The sequence below is a fragment of the Micromonospora sp. DSM 45708 genome, from assembly GCF_039566955.1.
Classification (GTDB): Bacteria; Actinomycetota; Actinomycetes; order Mycobacteriales; family Micromonosporaceae; genus Micromonospora.
The window spans coordinates 4,774,891-4,794,428 of sequence record NZ_CP154796.1 but is presented as its reverse complement, the minus strand read 5'-3'; the positions used below and the strand labels follow the sequence as shown (position 1 = coordinate 4,794,428).

At 75.1% G+C, this 19,538-nt stretch carries 15 protein-coding genes; 9 read left to right on the top strand and 6 right to left on the bottom strand.

The window, feature by feature from the left end:
• Window positions 1–89: 89 nt before the first annotated feature.
• Window positions 90–1,340 (top strand): outer membrane protein assembly factor BamB family protein, encoded by a 1,251-nt coding sequence (locus tag VKK44_RS20330; protein ID WP_343442757.1) that lies wholly within the window; start codon window positions 90–92, stop codon window positions 1,338–1,340.
• The gene (locus VKK44_RS20325) at window positions 1,337–2,638 is read left to right on the top strand and encodes an outer membrane protein assembly factor BamB family protein (protein WP_343442756.1); all 1,302 of its coding nucleotides are present in this window, start codon (window positions 1,337–1,339) and stop codon (window positions 2,636–2,638) included. Before VKK44_RS20330 ends, VKK44_RS20325 begins: the two co-directional genes overlap by 4 nt.
• On the opposite strand, the gene VKK44_RS20320 is transcribed toward VKK44_RS20325, so the two are convergent.
• On the bottom strand, window positions 2,639–3,835 hold the full coding sequence (locus VKK44_RS20320) for a peptidase C39 family protein (RefSeq protein ID WP_343442755.1): 1,197 nt from the start codon (window positions 3,833–3,835) through the stop codon (window positions 2,639–2,641).
• 159 nt (window positions 3,836–3,994) lie between these two features.
• On the opposite strand from VKK44_RS20320, the gene VKK44_RS20315 reads away from it, so the two are divergent.
• The 4 genes from VKK44_RS20315 to VKK44_RS20300 all read left to right on the top strand — a co-directional run bounded on the left by VKK44_RS20315 (window position 3,995) and on the right by VKK44_RS20300 (window position 9,180).
• The gene (locus tag VKK44_RS20315; protein WP_343442754.1) at window positions 3,995–4,660 is read left to right on the top strand and encodes a response regulator transcription factor; all 666 of its coding nucleotides are present in this window, start codon (window positions 3,995–3,997) and stop codon (window positions 4,658–4,660) included.
• Window positions 4,657–5,814: a sensor histidine kinase gene (locus tag VKK44_RS20310; protein WP_343442753.1), complete on the top strand. Its 1,158-nt coding sequence runs from the start codon at window positions 4,657–4,659 to the stop codon at window positions 5,812–5,814. Before VKK44_RS20315 ends, VKK44_RS20310 begins: the two co-directional genes overlap by 4 nt.
• A 204-nt stretch (window positions 5,815–6,018) precedes the next feature.
• Window positions 6,019–8,559, top strand: coding sequence for a malectin domain-containing carbohydrate-binding protein (locus VKK44_RS20305; protein WP_343442752.1), 2,541 nt, complete (start codon window positions 6,019–6,021; stop codon window positions 8,557–8,559).
• A gap of 234 nt (window positions 8,560–8,793) precedes the next feature.
• Window positions 8,794–9,180 (top strand): VOC family protein, encoded by a 387-nt coding sequence (locus tag VKK44_RS20300; RefSeq protein ID WP_343442751.1) that lies wholly within the window; start codon window positions 8,794–8,796, stop codon window positions 9,178–9,180.
• A gap of 56 nt (window positions 9,181–9,236) precedes the next feature.
• On the opposite strand, the gene VKK44_RS20295 is transcribed toward VKK44_RS20300, so the two are convergent.
• From VKK44_RS20295 to VKK44_RS20280, 4 genes are all read right to left on the bottom strand, one after another.
• Window positions 9,237–9,983 carry a hypothetical protein gene (locus VKK44_RS20295; RefSeq protein WP_343442750.1) on the bottom strand — a complete coding sequence of 249 codons (747 nt, stop codon included), beginning with the start codon at window positions 9,981–9,983 and terminating at the stop codon, window positions 9,237–9,239.
• 185 nt (window positions 9,984–10,168) lie between these two features.
• Window positions 10,169–12,232, bottom strand: coding sequence for a 3-hydroxyacyl-CoA dehydrogenase NAD-binding domain-containing protein (locus VKK44_RS20290; RefSeq protein ID WP_343442749.1), 2,064 nt, complete (start codon window positions 12,230–12,232; stop codon window positions 10,169–10,171).
• Window positions 12,229–13,425 (bottom strand): thiolase family protein, encoded by a 1,197-nt coding sequence (locus VKK44_RS20285; protein WP_343442748.1) that lies wholly within the window; start codon window positions 13,423–13,425, stop codon window positions 12,229–12,231. Before VKK44_RS20285 ends, VKK44_RS20290 begins: the two co-directional genes overlap by 4 nt.
• Window positions 13,426–13,531: 106 nt before the next feature.
• Window positions 13,532–14,854: a ribonuclease D gene (locus VKK44_RS20280; RefSeq protein ID WP_343442747.1), complete on the bottom strand. Its 1,323-nt coding sequence runs from the start codon at window positions 14,852–14,854 to the stop codon at window positions 13,532–13,534.
• A gap of 719 nt (window positions 14,855–15,573) precedes the next feature.
• On the opposite strand from VKK44_RS20280, the gene VKK44_RS20275 reads away from it, so the two are divergent.
• On the top strand, window positions 15,574–16,728 hold the full coding sequence (locus tag VKK44_RS20275) for a trypsin-like peptidase domain-containing protein (protein ID WP_458351548.1): 1,155 nt from the start codon (window positions 15,574–15,576) through the stop codon (window positions 16,726–16,728).
• 100 nt (window positions 16,729–16,828) lie between these two features.
• Window positions 16,829–17,614 carry a hypothetical protein gene (locus VKK44_RS20270; RefSeq protein WP_343442746.1) on the top strand — a complete coding sequence of 262 codons (786 nt, stop codon included), beginning with the start codon at window positions 16,829–16,831 and terminating at the stop codon, window positions 17,612–17,614.
• Window positions 17,615–17,711: 97 nt separating this feature from the next.
• Here the strand turns inward: VKK44_RS20270 and VKK44_RS20265 are convergent, their stop codons facing one another.
• Window positions 17,712–18,284 (bottom strand): DUF3000 domain-containing protein, encoded by a 573-nt coding sequence (locus tag VKK44_RS20265; protein WP_343442745.1) that lies wholly within the window; start codon window positions 18,282–18,284, stop codon window positions 17,712–17,714.
• A gap of 160 nt (window positions 18,285–18,444) precedes the next feature.
• Between VKK44_RS20265 and hemE the strand changes: the two genes are divergently transcribed.
• A complete protein-coding gene (hemE, locus tag VKK44_RS20260; RefSeq protein ID WP_343442744.1) occupies window positions 18,445–19,536 on the top strand; it encodes a uroporphyrinogen decarboxylase in 1,092 nt (363 codons plus the stop codon).
• The last annotated feature ends 2 nt before the right edge of the window (window positions 19,537–19,538 follow it).

Genomic DNA, 19,538 nt, shown 5'->3' with positions numbered 1-19,538 from the left:
GCACGGCCACGACGGGCCATCGTACAGGCGGTCCGGCGTCGGTCCGGTCACGGCCGGGCGGCGGTACGGCGGCGCGGGAAGGGATGGTCGTGACCGTCATCGATCTGGGTGAACTGGGCGACGACGTGGTGCCCGACACCGCGCCCCGCCCGCCGCGTGCGGTCGGTCGCCCGTTCCGCGTGGTGGTGGCGCTGCTGGTGGCGCTGGTCACGCTCGCCGCCGCCGCGCCTCCGGCCCGGTCCGTGGTGGGCACGATTCCCGGCGGCACCGGCGCGACCGCGTTCCTCGCCGACGACCGGGTGTACGTGGTGCCACGGACCGCCCCGGGGCCGGGCCGGGAGGTGGTGGCGTACCGCGAGGGGCGGCAGCGGTGGCGTGGCCGGGTGGACGGCGTCGGTGACGTGGTCGGGGTGTGGGAGCAGGGCGGTCGGGTGCTGGCCGTCGGGCCGGCCGGCGACGGCGACCGGTGGGCGACGGTGGCGTTCGACGCCGGCACCGGCGCGCTGCGCTGGCGGCAGGCGGGCGTGGCGTTCCCGGCCGGCGACGGGCTGCTGCTGCGACCGGTGGGCGGCCCGGACGCGCAGCCGGTCCGGCGACTGTCGGTGGCCGACGGGCGCACGCTCTGGACCGTGCCCACCACCGGGCGGGACGTGCAGTTCAGCTACGGACCGTCCGGGGTGGACCGGATCCTGCTGCTGCCGGCGGCCGGCGAGACGGAGGTGTGGGACGCGGCGACCGGTGCCCGGCTGGCCGCCCGGGACCTGCACCCGACGGCGTCGCCCGGTGCGCGCGCCACGCAGGGCGTCGGCGGGCTGTTGCTGGAGACCCGGTTGGCGGGCGGCGTCGTCACCGCGTACGAGCTGGACACGCTGCGCCCGCGCTGGACCGCCGACCTGCCGCTTGTCGGTTACCTGGAACGGTGCGGCGCGCTGCTCTGCGCCGGCCGGCCGAACGGCGGGATGTGGGCGCTGGACCCGGCCACCGGCGTGGTGCGCTGGGCCAGCGACCTGTGGTCGAGCGTGCTCCGGGCCGACGGTGGTCGCCTGCTGGTCAGCGTCGGCCGCGACGGCGGCGAGGGCCTGTCGGTGCTGGACGGGACGGACGGGCGGCTGATCGCCGAGGTCGGCGACTGGAACGTGCTCCCGCAGGGCGAAAGCGGTGATCGGCTGTTCCTGACCCGGCCGCTGGGCGGCGGCCGGATGCTCCTCGCCGAGCCGGACCTGTCCGGCGGCCCACCCGTGGTGCGGGACGTGGTGACCGGCACCGACTGCACCGCCGGCCGGGTGCTGTTGGTCTGCCGGGAGCGGAACGGCGACTTCGCGGTGCGGCGGCTGCCGTGAGCCCGGTCATCGAGCTGGGCGAGCTGCGGCACGCCGACGACGGCGACGAGCCGCTGCCCGCGCCGCCGCGGCGTCCGCCGGGCCGGACCGCCCGCGCGGTGGCGCTCGGCGTCCTGCTGCTGCTCACGCTGGCCGGCGCGGCGGCGCCGACCCGGCCGCCGACACCGGTCCGGGTGCCCGCCCCGCCGGGTGCCCTCTTCGTGGTGCTGGCGGGCCGGCTGATGGTGGCGGACGGTCCGAGCGCGCTCAACCAGGGCGGGCGGGTGGTGACCGGCTACCGGCTCGCCGGTGGCGCGCCGGCGTGGCGGTTCGCGCTGCCCGCCGGGGACCACGTGCTGGGGCTGACCGGCGCGGCCGGCGGCCTGCTGGTGTCGAGCAGCCCGACCGGGGTCGGCGACGCGCGCGCCACGCTGCTCGACCCGGCGACCGGCGCGGTGCGCTGGCGGCAGGCCGGTTACCCGGTCCCGACCGCGTCCGGCGGGGTGTTGTTCGAGAATCCGCGCCCGGGTGGCACGGGCCGCGTGCTCGCCGTCGACCCGGCCTCCGGCGCGGCGCGCTGGTCGCTGGCGGTGCCCCCGCAGGGGGTGGCGTACCGGCGGGACGACCGGGGGGTCACCCAGCTCGTGCTGGTCGAGTCGGACGGCCGGGTCGCCGTGCACGACGCGGATTCGGGCGCGCGGGTGCGCGCCGGCCGGGTGTCGTCCGCGCCGGACGGCGTCGCCTACCGGTACGCGCAGGTCGTCGCCGGTCTGTTGCTCGTCGAGGGCGCCTCCGACGAGGTCACCGCGTACGGGCTGGACCGGCTGGACCGGCGCTGGAGCGTGCCGGTGGACCCGCGCGCCGGGTCCTGGTTCACCGACTGCGCCGGGATGGTCTGCCTGCGGGACCAGGTCGGCGACGCGCAGGCGCTCGACCCCGCCACCGGCCGTCCGGCGTGGACCGACGAGCGGTGGGTGGGGTTCGGCCCGGTCGGCGGCCGGCTGATCGCCGCCGAGGCGGGGGACGGGCCGGAACTGGAGCTGACCGTGCTCGAACCGGCGACCGGCCGGGTGCTCGGGCGGCTGGGACGCTGGCGGGTCAGCGGCCGGGACGACGGGTCCGGCCGGCTGCTCGGGCTGCTCGGGCTCCGGCACCTCACCGGCGACCGGACGCTCGTCGGCGAGCTGGACGTGGCGGCCGGCGAGGCGCGGCCCCGGGCGGTCCTGCCCGGCTCCTGGGCCGAGTGCGCGGATGCGGGCGGGGCGCTGGTGTGCCTGCGCCCGGCCGGTGGGCTGGCGGTGTGGCCGGCGGGTCGGTGATCACCAGTTGGCCTGGGCGGGCGGCGGGGGCAGCGGCACCGACTCCGGCCGCAGCACGTACGCGATTCCGCCGCTGCCGGCCTGCCAGGCCGCCTCGAACGGCGCGCGTGGCACGGTCCGGCGGACCCGCTCGTCGTCCGGCGCGTACGGGTCGTTCAGCACCGGGTCGCCGGCGGCGGTGAAGCCGGCCAGCACGATCAGGTGTCCCCGGGTGTCGTAGTCCAACCCGGGGACCTGCCCGCGGGTGAACGCCGCCGAGACGATCAGCGGGATGCCGGCGGCCACGAACCGTTCCGCCTCGGCCAGGCAACGCAGCCGGGTGACGAACGCGTCCACCCCGTGCGTCGCCGCGTACGCGGTGTTGAACGGCCAGTTCCCGGCCCCGGCGTACGCGTGGTCGTAGCAGTGCCGCGCGGCGTGCACCACCGCCGGGCGGGGGCCGGGCGGGTCGACCCAGGCGTAGCGGTCCGGGGTGGGGCCGGCGCCCCAGAAGTCGAGCACCATCGACACGCAGGTGGGGCTGCACCAGGAGTCGCCGCCGCCACCCCAGCGGGTCTCCCCGCCGGCGTGCAGCCGCTGCGCGTAGCGCGGCACGTCCAGCACCCGCCCCCACGCCCGGCCCGGTGCGCCGTCGCCGTCGCCGACCGCGCCGTCGTCGCCGTCGCCGGCGTGCGCGGGGCCGCTGGCGACCACCCCGACCGTGCGCAGCACCGGCCCGGCCGGCGCGTCGGACCGGCGCAGCAGCGTCACCCGGACCTGCCAGCCGGTCACCGTCGCCCCGGTCACCCGGAGCGTGTCCGCGTCGACCCGGGCCCGGTCGTCGGACTGCCCGGGCACCGAGGCGCGGCGTACCGTGCCGTCGTCGGCCGCCCAGCGGCCCAGCTCGTACCAGTCGGTGGTGGCGGCGTCACCGTCCCAGCCGCGCACCTCCACCCGCAGCCAGCAGCCGGGCGGCGTGTCGGCGGTCCAGGACGGCACCAGTTCGGCGGCGGCGAAGCCGACCGGCGCGACCGGCGAGGTCCAGCTCCCGGCCGTGGTGCCGGGGCGCGGACCGGTATGCGCCGGTCGACCGGCCGCCGCGTCGAGCGTCAGCCCGGCCGGGCCGGCGGAGAGTCCGTCGACGCGGCCCAGGTCCCGGTCCGCCGGAAAGCGGAAACGGCGGTACGCGACGTCCCGGCCGGGGGCGGCGGTGGTCATCGGGGGCTCCGCTCGGCTCGGCCCGGGCCGACGGCCGGGGCGGTGGGCGATCGTTGCCGGCGAGCATCGCGTACCCGAAGGTTTTCTGCAACGGCGGGCCGTGCCGGCCGGTTGGCGTCGCGCACTAGGTTGTGGGAGGTCACGAGGCGGGAGGCCGGAATGCGGGTACTGGTGGTCGAGGACGAGCGCAACCTCGCCGACGCGATCGCACGCGGGCTGCGCAAGCGCGGGATGGCGGTGGACGTCGCGTACGACGGCGACGCCGGGCACGAGGCGGCGTTCGTCACCCGCTACGACGTGGTGATCCTGGACCGGGACCTGCCCGGCGTGCACGGCGACCGGATCTGCGCCGACCTGGCCGCGTCCGGCGCGCTGACCCGGGTGCTCATGCTGACCGCGAGCGGGACCGTCGCCGACCGGGTCGAGGGGTTGCAGCTCGGCGCCGACGACTACCTGGCGAAGCCGTTCGCCTTCGACGAACTGGTCGCCCGGGTGCAGGCGTTGGGCCGGCGGGCCACCCCGGCCGCACCGCCGGTGCTGGCGGTGGCCGACCTGGAACTCGACCCGGCCCGCCGGGTGGTGACCCGGGGCGGCGTGCCGCTCGACCTGACCAACAAGGAGTTCGGCGTGCTCGCCGAGCTGCTCCGGGCCCGCGGCGCGGTGGTGTCCAGCGAGGAGCTGCTGGAACGGGTCTGGGACGCCAACACCGACCCGTTCACCACCATCGTCCGGGTCACCGTGATGACGCTGCGCAAGAAGCTCGGCGACCCACCGCTGATCGACACCGTGGTCGGCGCGGGCTACCGGATCGAGCGCTCGCGATGATCGGGGGAACGGTCCGGCCGACGCTGCGGCTGCGGCTCACGCTGCTCAACGGCGTGCTCCTGGTCGGCGCCGGGGCGATCCTGGTGCTGCTGGCCTGGCTGCTGGTCCGCGACGCGCTGCGCCCCACCGACGAGCTGCTGCCCGGCACCACCGTGGTGCTCACCGACGGCCGCACGCTCGACGCCGGGCAGTGGCAGCGGCAACTGGTCGACGCCGCGTCCCGGGAGCTGCTGTTCAAGGGCCTGCTGGCGCTGCTGGCGATCAGCGTCGTCGGGGTGGCCGGGGCGTACCTGGTGGCCGGCCGCGCGCTGCGCCCGCTGCACCAGGTCACCGCCACCGCCCGCCGGCTCGGCGAGACCACACTCGACGAACGGATCGGCTGGTCCGGCGCGGACGACGAGGTGGCCGAGCTGGCCGAGACGTTCGACGCCATGCTGGACCGGATCACCGCCGCGTTCGAGGCGCAGAAGCGGTTCGTCGCGAACGCCTCGCACGAGCTGCGGACACCGCTGGCGGTGATGCGTACCGAGATCGACGTGACGCTCAGCGACGACGACGCCGACCTGGCCGAGTACCGGCGGATGGCCGGCGTGGTGCGGGAAGCGTCCGAACGGGCCAACGGCCTGGTGGACGCGCTGCTGGTGCTGGCCCGCAGCGAGGCGCAGACCGGCCGGCGGTTGGCCCGCCGCGCCGAGTGCGACCTCGCCGTGGGCACCGCCAACGCGCTCTCCGCGGTGGCCCGCGAGGTGGAGCGGATCGGGCTGAAGGTGCACACCTCGCTGCGCCCCGCGCCGGTGGTCGGTGACCCGGGGCTGCTCGACCGGTTGGCCGGCAACCTGGTGGAGAACGCGGTCCGCTACAACCACCTGCACGGCCGGATGTGGGTGCGTACCGGCACCGACGGGCAGCGGTCCTGGCTGGTGGTGGGGAACACCGGCTTCGAGGTCGCCCCGGCCGAGGTGCCCGGCCTGTTCGAGCCGTTCCGGCGCGGCGGGCAGGAACGCACCGGGGCGCGCGGCTCCGGCCTCGGCCTGTCCATCGTCCGGGCGGTCTGCGACGCGCACGGCGGCACCGTGAAGGCGGTCCCGCAGCCCGGCGGCGGCCTGGAGGTGACCGTCACGCTTCCGTCGGCCGACCCGCCGTCGGCCACCTGACCGCCGATCCGCGTCCGCCCGGCCGGCCACCCGTCCCCACCTGTTCGTGCGGTCGGGCCCGCTGTCCCGCCCGCCCGTGGCGGGTGGTCGGGCGTGGCGGCGCGGTGGTCGGTCAGAAAGCCGGCCCGGCGCTGGACGACGCCGCGAGCGTGGCTCAGGGTGAGCGGTGCGACACGCCTCACCGCCTGACCTACGGAGCTGCCCGTGACCCACCCCTCGGCCTCGCGCCGCCGCGCCCTCGCGGCCCTCGCCGCCGTCGCGTTGACCGCGGCCGGCCTGGCCCCGGCCGCCCCCGCCGGCGCCGCGCCCGACCACACCACCGTGGTCAAGGCCGTCCCCGCCACCGCCTCGCCGAACATCCAGGACGGCACCGTCGACGCGATCCACGACGCCGGCACGAAGATCATCGTGGCCGGCTCGTTCACCCGGGTGCAGAACCGCGGGGTCACCGTCGACATCACCCGCAACTACCTGCTCGCCTTCGACAAGGCCACCGGTGTCGTCGACACCGCGTTCGCGCCGTCGGTCGACAACGAGGTGTACGCGGTCGTCGCCGGCCCGACCGCCGGCACGGTCTTCGTCGCCGGCAAGTTCAACACCGTCAACGGGGTGACCCGGCGCAAGGTGGCGCTGCTCGACGTCGCCACCGGCGCGCTGGTCACCAGCTTCGCTCCGCCGGCGTTCAACGGGCTGGTCAACGACATCGCGCTGGCCGGCAACCGGCTGCTGGTCGGCGGCATCTTCACCACCGCCGGCAACCCCAACCCGCGCGGCGGGCTGGCCTCGCTCAACGCCACCACCGGCGCGGTGGACAGCTACCTGACCACCGCGCTGACCGAGCACCACAACTACGACGGGGTCAGCGGCTCCAACGCCGGCGTCGGGGTGGAGAAGATGGCGCTCTCCCCGGACGGCACGAGGCTCGTGGTGATCGGCAACTTCAAGAAGGCCGACGGGGTGCTGCACGACCAGATCGTCCAGCTCGACCTGGGCGCCACCGCCGCCACCGTGGCCGCCTGGAACACCAGCCGCTACACGCCGCGCTGCGCGTGGTGGGCGTTCGACTCGTACATGCGGGACGTCGCGTACGCGCCGGACAGCAGCTACTTCGTGGTGGTCACCACCGGCGCGCCGAACGGCGGCACGCTCTGCGACGCCGCGGCCCGCTTCGAGGCCGGCACGACCGCCACCGACGCGCAGCCCACCTGGATCGACTACACCGGCGGCGACACGTTCCTCTCGGTCGCGGTCAGCGAGCAGGCCGTCTACGTGGGCGGCCACTTCCGCTGGCTGAACAACAGCGCCGGCGGCGACAACGCCCGGGCCGGCGCGGTCGGCCGGCCCAGCATCGCCGCGCTCGACCCGCGTACCGGCCTGCCGCTGTCCTGGAACCCGGGCCGCCACCCGCGCGGCATCGGGGCCTCCGAGATGCTCGTCACCCCGAGCGGGCTGTGGGTCGGCGGCGACACCTCGTGGATCGGCAACTTCCAGTACCGCCGGGAGCGGATCGCGTTCTTCCCGCTGGCCGGCGGCACGGCCCCGCACCCGACCACCGAGCCCACCCTGCCCGGCGCCGTCTACCAGGCCGGCGTGCCGAAGCCCACCAACGTGCTGTACCGGGTCAACGCCGGCGGGCCGCTGGTCGTCGCCACCGACGACGGGCCGGACTGGGCCGCCGACGACAGCGGCAACCCCAGCCCGTACCACAACAGCGGCAGCTCCGCCGCCGGCTTCGCCGCGGTGGGCGCGCTGGACGCGACCGTGCCGGCCGGCACGCCGGCCGCCCTCTACAGCGACGAACGGTACGACCCGGCCGGCGCGCCGGAGATGACCTGGCAGTTCCCGGTGCCCACCGGGACCGAGGTGCGGGTCCGGCTCTACCTGGCCAACCGGTACGACGGCACCGCCGCCGCCGGCTCCCGCGTCTTCGACGTGGCGCTGGAGGGCGCCACCGTCCTCGACGACCTCGACCTGTCCGCCGCCGTCGGGCACAACGTGGGCACCATGCGCGAGTTCATCGTGGTCAGCGACGGCACCGTCGACCTGGAGTTCCGTCACGTGGTGGAGAACCCGCTGGTCGACGGCATCGAGATCGTGAAGACCGGCGCACCGCCGGCCGGCACCGGCGACGAGGTGCAGGCCCGCTCGTACGACGGGACGACCACGGTCGGCGCGCCGAGCCCGGTGGCGAACCCGGACGGCACCGCCTGGTCCACCGCGCGGGGCGCGTTCTGGGTCGGCGGCACGCTCTTCTACGGGATGGACGGCGCGCTGTGGCGGCGCACGTTCGACGGGACCACGTTCGGCGCCCCGGCGCTTGTCGACCCCTACCACGACGCCTACTGGGACACGGTGGAGACCGACTCCGGTCCGGCCGGCCAGACGTACGCCGGGGTGACCACCGGCTTCTACGCCGAGATCCCCAACGTGACCGGCATGTTCCACTCCGGTGGTCGGCTCTACTACACGCTCGCCGGGCAGAGCGGCCTGTTCTGGCGCTGGTTCACCCCGGACAGCGGTGCGGTCGGCGCGGACCGGTTCACGGTGGCCGGCTCGGGCGGGCTCGCCGACGCGGGCGCGGTGTTCGTGGCCGGCGGCACGCTCTACAAGGTCAACCGGGCCACCGGTGACCTGTCGGCCACCGACTGGCTCAACGGCGCGCCCGGTGCCACGTTCACGGTGCGCAGCGGCCCGGCGGTCGACGGCGTCGACTGGCGGGCGAAGGCGGTGTTCCCCGGCCCGTGAGCGGGTAACGAGGGGCCCCTTCCTGACCGCTCCGGTAGAGGAGGGGCCCCTTGTCGACACCCACTGTCGACAAGGGCCCCTCCTTGCCAGGGGGCGGCGACGGTGGCACGATCATGGCGTCAGCCGAGAGGCGGAAGGGGGTGTGGTGATGTCAATGTCGAACCGTCCCGCGCCCCGCATGTCCCGCTGACCGTCGCACTCCGGCGGGGCGCATCCCGCATCGGAGGAAACCCCGTGACTGCACGGATCCACTGTGTGACCGTCGAATCCGACGACCCGTACGCCCTGGCCGGATGGTGGGGCCGCGTGCTCGACCGCGAGCGGCACGACGACGACCACCCGGGCGACCCGGAGGCCGTCCTCGTCGCACCCGACGGGCACGGCCCCGACCTGCTCTTCGTCGAGGTGGGCGAGCGCCACGGCAAGGGCGCGTTCCACCTCGACCTCCAGCCGGCCGAGGGCACCCGGGACACCGAGGTCGTCCGGCTGCGCGCACTCGGCGCGACGTTCGTCGCCGACCGGCGTCGGCCGGACGGCACCGGCTGGGTGGTGCTCGCCGACCCGGAGGGCAACGAGTTCTGTGTCTGCCGCTCGGCGGCGGAACGCGCCGCGTCGGCCTGACCCGGAAACGGCGCCGGGCCCCCGCCGACGGCGGGGGCCCGGCGCTCCGACCGGTGTCAGTCCTGCTTCTCGATCTCACCGCGCAGGGTGACGAACTCCGACTGGAACTCGGCCGCGGTCTTGAAGTAGACGACCACCATGCCGAGGCTGCCCTTGTCGGACCAGACGCAGACGGCCACCGGGACCTCCTGCGCCTTGCCGTCGCCGCACTTGGCGTCGCCACCGAGCGGGCCGGCGTCCACCGTCTTGAACTCCTTGGTGCCCAACTGCGGGGTGACCGCCGTGATGGCGTCCGCCATCTCCTTCTTCGGGTCGGCGATGACGCCGGAGACGGCGACGATCATGACCAGGTCCTTCTTGGCCGGGTCGCCGTAGAACGCGCCCGCCGTGCTGGTCGCGTTCGGCACGTCCTTGCCGAGCTCGGACTTCATCTGGAGCGCGGTCGACTGGAGCTGCGGCTCGGTCGCCTTCGGCCGGCCGCCCAGCGTGGTCGGCTCGACGACCCGGGTCTTGGTGGCGGTGACGACGTCCTTGACGTCGTCACCGGCGGCGAGCCAGAAGGCGACGCCGCCGCCGACGCAGAGCACCAGCACCACGGCCAGCACGATCAGCAGGATCTTGCCGACCCCGAACTTCTTCTTCGGCGGGACCGGGGCGCCGAACTGGTCACCGCCGTACTGCTGCTGCGGGGCCGGCGGGTAGTCGCCGCCGTACTGCGGCTGCTGCGGCGGCTGGTAGCCACCCGGCTGCGCGGAGGGGGAGGGGTTGTGGCCGGGGTAGGGATTGGACGGCGGCTGGGACATGAAGGCAGCTCCTGTGAAGATTCTGGACGCGTGATCGTAGCCAGAGCCGCCGACACCCCGCTGTCCGGCCAAGGGCGGTGTGACGAAACCGGAACCGTCCCGTGACCGGTCCCGGAACGCCGATCGCGGTGGCCGCACCGTCCGGAACGGACGGCGCGACCACCGCGATCGATGGCGTGGACCGGTCAGCGCAGGCTGGCCACACCGCGTGGCAGGAACCGCCGGCCGGTCACCCGCTCCGAGGTGCCGGTCCGGTCCAGGTACGGCGTGACGCCGCCCAGGTGGAAGGGCCAGCCGGCGCCGAGGATCATGCACAGGTCGATGTCCTGCGCCTCGGCGACGACACCCTCGTCGAGCATCAGCCCGATCTCCTCGGCCAGTGCGTCGAGCGCGTTCTGCCGGACCTGCTCGGCGGTGAGCGGCTGGTCGCCGACCACGAGCAGCTTGGCGACGTCCTCGTTGACCTGGTCGTCGACCACGATCGGCTGGCCCGAGTCGGCGATCCGCTTGAGGTTCTCGCTGACCGCGTACCGCTCCGGGAACGCGGCGTGCAGCGTGCCGCCCACGTGGTACGCCACCGCCGGCCCGACGAGCTGGAGCAGCGCGAGCGGGCGCATCGGCAGGCCCAGCGGGTCCAGCGCGCTGTCCGCGACGTCCAGCGGGGTGCCGGCGTCGACGGCGGCGAAGACGGTGCCGAGGAAGCGGGTCAGCAGCCGGTTCACCACGAACGCCGGGGCGTCCTTCACCAGCACCGACGACTTCTTGAGCTGCTTGCCGACCGCGAACGCGGTGGCCAGCGTGGCGTCGTCGGTGCGCTCGCCGCGGACGATCTCCAGCAGCGGCAGCACCGCCACCGGGTTGAAGAAGTGGAAGCCGACGACCCGCTCCGGGTGCTCGAGGTCGGCCGCCATCTCGGTGATCGACAGCGAGCTGGTGTTGGTGGCGAGCACCGCCTCCGGCGCGACGATCTTCTCCAGCTCGGCCCAGACCTGCTTCTTGACGCCCAGGTCCTCGAACACGGCCTCGATGACGAAGTCGGCGTCGGCGAACACGGACTTGTCGACCGAGCCGGACACCAGGCCGTACAGCTTGGCGGCGGTGCCCTTGTCCATCCGGCCCTTGCTCACGGCCTTCTCGATCTGGGTGTGCACGTAGGCCACGCCCTGGTCCACCCGGGACTGATCAAGGTCGGTCAGCACCACCGGCACCTGGAGCCGGCGGGCGAACAGCAGCGCGAGCTGGCTGGCCATCAGGCCGGCGCCGACGATGCCCACCTTGGTCACCGGCCGGGCCAGGCCCTTGTCCGGTGCGCCGGCCGGGCGCTTGGCCCGCCGCTGCACCAGGTCGAACGCGTACAGGCCGCTGCGCAGCTCCTCGGAGAAGACCAGGTCGGCGAGCGCCTCGTCCTCCGCGGCGGTGCCGGTGGCGAAGTCCGCGTCCTTCGCGGTCTCCAGCAGGTCCAACGCCTTGTACGCGGCCGGGACCGCGCCGTGCAGCCGCTGGTCGAGGGTCTGCCGGGCGAAGTAGAGCACGCCCGCCCACATGTCCTTGTCGACCTCGGGGCGGGTCACGGTGACCTCGCCCCGGACCACGCCGGCGGCCCACTCCAGCGACCGCTCCAGGAAGTCGGCGGGCTCCAGCAGCACGTCCGCGATGCCCATCTCGGCCGCCTGCTTCGGCTTGAGCATCCGGTTCTGCATCAGCGGGTTCTGCAGGATCACCTGGGTCGCGGCCGGGATGCCGATCAGGTTCGGCAGCAGCTGGGTGCCGCCCCAGCCGGGCACCAGGCCGAGCGAGACCTCGGGCAGCGCCAGGGCCGCCGCGCCGGCCGACAGCGTCCGGTAGTGGCAGTGCAGCGCAAGCTCCAGGCCACCGCCCATGGCCGCGCCGTTGACGAACGCGAACGTCGGGACGTCGCTGTCCTTGAGCCGGGCGAAGACCCGGTGGCCGAGCCGGCCGACCTCCAGCGCCTGCTCGCGGTTCTCCAGCTGGGGCAGGCTGGTGATGTCCGCGCCCACGCAGAAGATGTACGGCTTGCCGGTGACCGCGACGAACGCCGGGTCCGCCGCCAGGGCGGCGGTGATCGCCTCGTCCAGGCTGGTCAGGCCGCCCGGGCCGAAACTGTTCGGCTTGGTGTGGTCGAAGCCGTTGTCCAGGGTGATCAGGGCGGCCGGCCGGTCCAGCCCCGGTACGGCCACCTGACGCAGCAGCGCCTTGGTGACGACCTCGTTCGGTGCCGCGAGACTCACTTGTCGTCACCCTTCCAGTTCGGGTTCTCCCAGATCACGGTGCCGCCCATGCCGATGCCGATGCACATGGCGGTGACGCCGTAGCGGACCTCGGGGTGCTCGGCGAACTGCCGGGCGAGCTGGGTCATCAGCCGCACGCCGGAGGACGCGAGCGGGTGCCCGATGGCGATGGCACCGCCCCAGGCGTTGACCCGCGGGTCGTCGTCGGCGATGCCGAAGTGGTCGAGGAAGGCGAGCACCTGCACCGCGAACGCCTCGTTCAGCTCGAACAGGCCGATGTCGTCGATGCTCAGGCCGGCGATGCGCAGCGCCTTCTCGGTGGAGGGGATCGGGCCGACGCCCATCACCTCGGGCTCGACGCCCACGAAGCCGTACGACACCAGCCGCATGCCGACCGGCAGGCCCAGCTCACGGGCGGTCTCCTCGGCGACCAGCAGCGCGGCGGTGGCGCCGTCGTTCAGGCCGGCCGCGTTGCCCGCGGTGACCTTGCCGTGCGGGCGGAACGGGGTCTTCAGGCCGGCCAGCTTCGCAAGCGAGGTGTCCCGCGGCGCCTCGTCCACGGTCGCCAGGCCCCAGCCGCCGTCGCCGTCGCGGATGGCCACCGGCACCAGGTCGCCCTGGAGCTTGCCGTTGGCGTACGCCTTGGCGGTCTTCTGCTGCGAGGCGAGCGCGAACGCGTCGGTGCGCTCCTTGGTGATGTGCGGGACCCGGTCGTGGAGGTTCTCCGCGGTGGCGCCCATCACCAGGGCGGACGGGTCGACCAGCTTCTCCGCGACGATCCGCGGGTTGGGGTCGACGCCCTCGCCCATCGGGTGGCGGCCCATGTGCTCCACGCCGCCGGCGATGGCCACGTCGTACGCGCCCACGGCGATGCCGGAGGCCACGGTGGTGACGGCGGTCATCGCGCCGGCGCACATCCGGTCGATGGCGAAGCCGGGCACGGTCTTGGGCAGGCCGGACAGCAGGGCGGCGGTGCGGCCGATGGTCAGGCCCTGGTCGCCGATCTGGGTGGTGGCGGCGATCGCCACCTCCTCCACCTTCTCCGGCGGGAGCTGCGGGTTGCGGCGCATCAGCTCACGGATGCAGCGGATCACCAGGTCGTCGGCGCGGGTGTTGGCGTACATCCCACCCGCCTTGCCGAACGGCGTTCGGACGCCGTCGACGAAGACGACATCTCGGACTTCACGGGGCACTTGGAGCCTCCCTCGGCACTGGCCATTTCTCCGGATGCTACTCGCCAGTAACCAGCGGCGTCACCACCCCCCGTGTGGCCCACCTCACAACCCGCGTCGGGTCGGCTCAGGACGCCGGGGTGCGCAACGCCTCGGTGAGCGCCGGCAGGAGCAGGCCGAGTTGCCACTCGCGGGCACCCAGCGTGCGCAGGGTCTCCGCCACCGTGTCGTCGGTGACCTCCTCCGGCGGCTGCCAGGCCAACCGGCGGATCGAGTCCGGCGCGATCAGGTTCTCCGCCGGCAGCCGGTGCGCCGACGCGGTGCCGACCACCACCTCGCGGCAGCGGGCCAACCGGCCCGCCGCGACCGGGTCGCGCTCCGCCCACCGGTGCGGCGGCGGCGGGCCCTCCACCGTCGGACTCACCGGCAACGCGTCGTCCGGCAGTTGGCGTGCGTCGTCCAACGCCGCCAACCAGGTACGCGCCAGCCGGCGCACCGAGCGACCACCGAACCCGGGCAGGGTCAGCAGCGTCTTCTCGTCCTTCGGGTCCAGCTCGGCCGCCGCCACGATGGCCGAGTCGGGCAGCACCCGCCCCGGCGCGGCGTCCCGACGGGCGGCGATCTGGTCCCGCGCGTACCAGAGGGAACGCACCCGGGCCTGGGCGCGGGCGCCGCGGACCCGGTGGATGCCGGACGTGCGTCGCCACGGCTCGGCGCGGACCCGGGGCGGGCGGGCGCCGTTGCGCACCAGCGCGGCGAACTCCTCCGCCGCCCAGCCGGACTTGCCCTGCTGGTCGAGTTCGGCGTCGAGCGCGTCGCGCAGGTCGACAAGCAGCTCCACGTCCAGGGCCGCGTACGTCAGCCAGGACTCCGGCAGCGGCCGGCTGGACCAGTCGGCGGCGGAGTGGTGCTTTTCCAGGCTGAAGCCGAGCAGCTGTTCGGTCAGCGCGGCCAGGCCGACCCGCTCGAAACCAGCCAGCCGGGCGGCCAGTTCGGTGTCGAACAGCCGGCGCGGGCGCAGCCCCAACTCGGCCAGGCAGGCGAGATCCTGGCTCGCCGCGTGCAGCACCCACTCCGCCTCGGCGATCGCCGCGTCGAGCGTGGACAGGTCGGGCAGCGGCAGCGGATCGATCAACGTGGTGCCGGCGCCGGCCCGGCGTAGCTGCACCAGGTAGGCCCGCTGGCTGTAGCGGTAGCCGGAGGCGCGCTCGGCGTCCAGGGCCACCGGGCCGGTGCCGGCCGCGAAGCGGGTCACGACCGCGTCGAGCTCACGTGGGGTGGCCACCGGCGCGGGGGTGCCGTCGCGCGGGGCGGTCAGCGGGACGGCTGCGCTCGCGTCGGTCTCGGTCCCCGCGCCCGCCGGCTCCGGCACGGCCGTCGACGGATGCGGAGACACCTCTCCCGTACGGCTTTCGGCGGCCCGACGGCGCAGGGGTGGTTCGTCGGTCACCTGACAACCCTAGTGGGCCGGACGATCCGGTGCGCGCAGCCGGTCCGGTGCGTGTCGACGAGATGTCCGCCAGGTGTCCGGAACGGGCCGGGTTGCGCGGGGGTGAGAGGGTCGGACAACGGGGAAGACAAACCCCGTTCCCGCCGGTACGGTCCATCGAGCCGTGAGCGGCGCGGGGGCGGCCGGGTGACGGTCGGGGCGTCGGCGGAGCCGGCGGGGGAGGACAGGCGATCATGGCAGGCGGGTACGACACCGGCGACGGTGTCCCGGGGCAGGGTGGCGACGGAACCCCCGGCCGGCCGGGGCCACTGCCGCCGCGCATCGCTCCACCCGGCCGGGCGGCCCCGTTCCCCGGTGCGCCCACCGAATCCGACTGGTCCCGGGGCGCTGCCGCGCCCGACCCAGCCTGGGGCGCTGCCGCGCCCGACCCAGCCTGGGGCGCCGCCGCGCCCGACCCAGCCTGGGGCGCTGCCGCGCCCGACCCGGCCCGGGGTGGCGGGGCCGGCCATGTCGGCCGACCGCCGTCCGGCGCGGGTCACCCGTCGTCGACGGCCGGTCCGACCCACCCGGCGTACGGCGCCGCCCCGGTGGCGGCCTCGGCGGGTCCTGTCGCGACGTACCCGACCCGCGGCGACGCCGCCGGGCCGCCGTTCGGCGGGGCGCACGCGGCGCCACCGGTGCCGGTCCAGCCGAACTCCGGTACTGCCCAGCCGCCGTCCGTGAGCCCGGCGTACCCGCCGTCCGCCGGCTCGGCCCAGCCGGCACCGCCGGGCGCCCCGGCGACGTATCCCGGTCAGCCGGTGTCCGCGCCGGCCTGGCCGGGCCAGCCCACGGCGGGCCCGGCGTACCCGTCCCGACCCGCCCCGGGCCCGTCGTCCGCCGGTCAGCCGGTGTCCGGCCCGGCGTATCCCGGGCAGCCGACGTCGGGTCCGGCCTATCCCGGGCAGCCGACGTCGGGTCCGGCGTATCCGGGTCAGCCGACGTCGGGCCCGGCGTATCCGGGGCAGCCGACGCCGGGGTCGGCCTATCCGGTCGGCGGGTCCGGGCCGGCCGGGTTCGGCGCACCGCCGCTCGCCGGTGGCCCCGGCCCGTCCCGCCGCCGGGGCCGGACGGCGGTGGTGGCGCTCGTGCTGGCCGGTGTGCTGGCCGTGGTCACCGGCGTGCAGGCGTACCAGATCCACCGGCTCGACGACCGACTTGCCGCCGCCGACCGGCGGACGGCCGAGGCGCAGGGCGCGGACGCCCGCCGGTTCGACGGGCTGGAGCAGCGCGCCGGGAGCCTGGAGAAGCAGGCCGGCGCCGCGTTCAATCCCGAGGCGGTGGCCAGCGCGGTGCTGCCCAGCGTGTTCCGGGTCCGGGCCGGCCAGTTCACCGGTACGGCGTTCGCGGTCGGCAAGGCGCCGGCCGGCGGTGGCACCACGCTGCTCACCAACTTCCACGTGGTGGAGTCGGTCTTCGCCGCCGGCGAGCGCAAGGTGTTCCTGGAACGCACCGACCAGCGGTTCGAGGCGACCATCGTCGACACCGACAAGGACAAGGACCTGGCGCGGTTGCGCACCACCGCGACGTTCGGCGGCCTGGTCGCGGCCCGGACGCCGGTGAAGTCCGGCCAGCAGATCGTGGTGGTCGGCGCCCCACTCGGCCTCCAGGACAGCGTCACCACCGGTGTGGTGAGCGCGTTCCGCAAGGACGAGGGAGGCTCCGGTCCGGTGATCCAGTTCGACGCGCCGATCAATCCCGGCAACTCCGGCGGTCCGGTGATCAACGGGTCGAAGGAGGTCGTCGGCATCGCCACGGCCAAGGCCCGCGACGCCGAGGGCATCGGGCTGGCGGTGCCGATCAAGACCGCCTGCGACCGCTTCAAACTCTGCTGAGTCGCGGCCACCGCGCCGTGCGGGTGTGGCCCCGACCACGCCCCCTCGACCCCGGCCCTCCGGGCCACCCCGCGGGGACCAGTACATCTGGAGGAACGACATGTCCCAGCCACCGACCGGAGCGGAGGGGTACCCGCCCCAGCCGCCGGGCGGCACGGTCTACGGCAACCAGTACGGGAGCCAGCCCTCGCCCCCGCCGTACGGCCCGCCGCAGCCCGACCCCACCCGGCCGCAGCCGCCCGTGCCCGGGCAGTACGCGCCGGAGCCGGCCGGGCACGGCCCGGGCGGGTACGGTTCCGGCGGCCCCGGTCCGGGCGCGTACCCGCCGGGCGCCGCCCCCGTCCCCGCTCCGACGCAGCCGATGTCGGCGCCGCCGGTCTCCGGACCCGGTTACGGTCCGCAGCCGATGTCCGGTCCGCCCGGTGCCGCGCCTGCGTACGGCCCGGCCGGTTACGGCATGCCGGCGGGTACGCCGACCGGCGGTGGCCGGGGCCGGAGCACGCTGATCCTCGCCCTCGTCGCCGGGTTGCTCCTCGTCCTCGGCGGCGTGATGACCGGCCTCTACGTCACCACCAACGGCAAGCTGACCAGCGCCGAGCGGCAGGTCAGCCAGCGCGACGGCACCATCTCGGCGAACCAGCGGGAGATCGAGAAGCTCAAGGGTGAGGTCAAGGCGGTCCAGGAACGGCTGGCCGACACCGAGCAGGACCTGACCGGCACCAAGAACGACCGGGACGAGCAGGCCCGGCAGAAGAAGGTCATCGCGAACTGCCTGAACAAGCTGACCACCGCCATCACCGCGGCGTCACGGGGTGACAAGGCGGGCTTCGAGGCGGCCAACAAGGGCCTCGACAAGATCTGCGACGAGGCCGAGAACTACCTCTGAGCCCCACCCTCCTGATCGATCATGAAGTTGGCGGCGCTGCGGATCTCCACGGCGACCGCCAACTTTATGATCAACAGGGCTGGGGGAGGGGCGGGGATCAGGCGGCGCCGGCGGCGCGGCGGGTGGGCAGCGCGGTGACGCCCGGTGGGGGCAGGCCGGCCGTCGAGGCCAGCAGCGTGCACCAGCCGAGCAGGTGCGGGCCCAGGTCGGCGCGCAGCGGCGTCCAGGAGGCGCGGATCTCGATGTCGCCGGCGGCGGGCGGCCCGGCCAGCTCACCGAAGCGGGTGGAGAGCGTCTGGGTGACCGTGCCGCCGATCGCCCGGTGCCCGGCGCCCTGCGCGTCCAGCGCGTCGGTCAGCCAGGTCCAGCCCACGCCGGGCAGCAGCGGGTCGCTGGCCAGGTCGACCTCCAGCTCGGCGGTGACGTACGTGACCAGGCGCAGCGTGCCCTGCCAGGCGTCGTGCCCGGCCGGGTCGTGCAGCAGGATCAGCCGGCCACTGGCGATCTCGTCGTCGTCGCGCATGACCGCTGCGGAGAGGGCGAACGCGTACGGGGCCAGCCGCTGCGGAGCGCCCACCTCCTCCAGCAGGATCTCCGGCCGGGGTGTGGCCGACCGCAGCCCCGCGACCGCGCGAGCGAACGTTTCCGGGAGCGCGATCGGGGGGGCCATGCCGGCAGCCTATGCCGCCTGCGCCGCTCGGCGGGTGACGCCGCGCCGGGCGCGTCGCGGGTGCGACGTGCCGCGCCGGGCCGGACGCGTCGGACGAGGCTCGTCACACATGCGGGCGGCGGGCGTGGGGGTCGACGGCGGACGTGGCACGATTGCCGCGATGACCACCGACACCACGGGCACTGCCGCCCGAGACGGAGAACCCCGCCGCGGCGGGCCGGCCGACTCGCCGTTCGTGCGCGCCTGCCGGCGCGAGCCGGTCCCGCACACCCCGGTCTGGTTCATGCGCCAGGCCGGCCGGTCCCTGCCGGAGTACCGCGAGATCCGGGCCAGCGTGCCGATGCTGGAGTCGTGCCGCCGCCCCGAGCTGGTCACCGAGATCACCCTCCAGCCGGTCCGTCGGCACGGGGTGGACGCGGCGATCCTGTTCAGCGACATCGTGGTGCCGGTGGCCGCGGCCGGGATCGACCTGGACATCGTGCCCGGAACCGGGCCGGTGGTGGCCGAGCCGGTGCGCACCGCCGCCGACGTGGAGCGGATCGCCCCGATCGGCCGCGACGAGGTGTCCTACGTGGACGAGGCGGTCCGGCTGCTCGTCGCCGAGCTGGGCGACACCCCGCTGATCGGCTTCGCCGGCGCGCCGTTCACGCTGGCCAGCTACCTGGTCGAGGGCGGTCCGTCGCGGACCCACGCGAAGACCAAGGCGCTGATGTACGGCGACCCCGACCTGTGGCACGCGCTCTGCGCGCGGCTGGCCGAGGTGACGCTGTCGTTCCTGCGGGTGCAGATCGAGGCGGGCGTCTCCGCGGTGCAGCTCTTCGACTCGTGGGCCGGTGCGCTCTCCGAGGCCGACTACCGCCGCTTCGTGCTGCCCCACTCGGCGTCCGTGCTCGGTGGGTTGGCGAGCGTCGGCGTGCCGCGCATCCACTTCGGGGTCGGCACCGGCGAGCTGCTCACCGCGATGGGCGAGGCCGGCGCCGACGTGGTCGGCGTCGACTGGCGTACGCCGCTGGACGTCGCCACCGGCCGGATCGGCCCGGACAAGGCGGTGCAGGGCAACCTCGACCCGGCCGTGCTGCTCGCGCCCTGGCCGGTGGTCGAGGCCGAGGTGCGGCGCATCGTCGAGCAGGGCCGCGCCGCGCCCGGCCACGTGTTCAACCTCGGTCACGGCGTCCTGCCGGAGACCGACCCCGACGTGCTGACCCGGGTGGTCGCGCTGGTGCACGAGCTGTCCGCGCGACCGGCCCGCTAGGG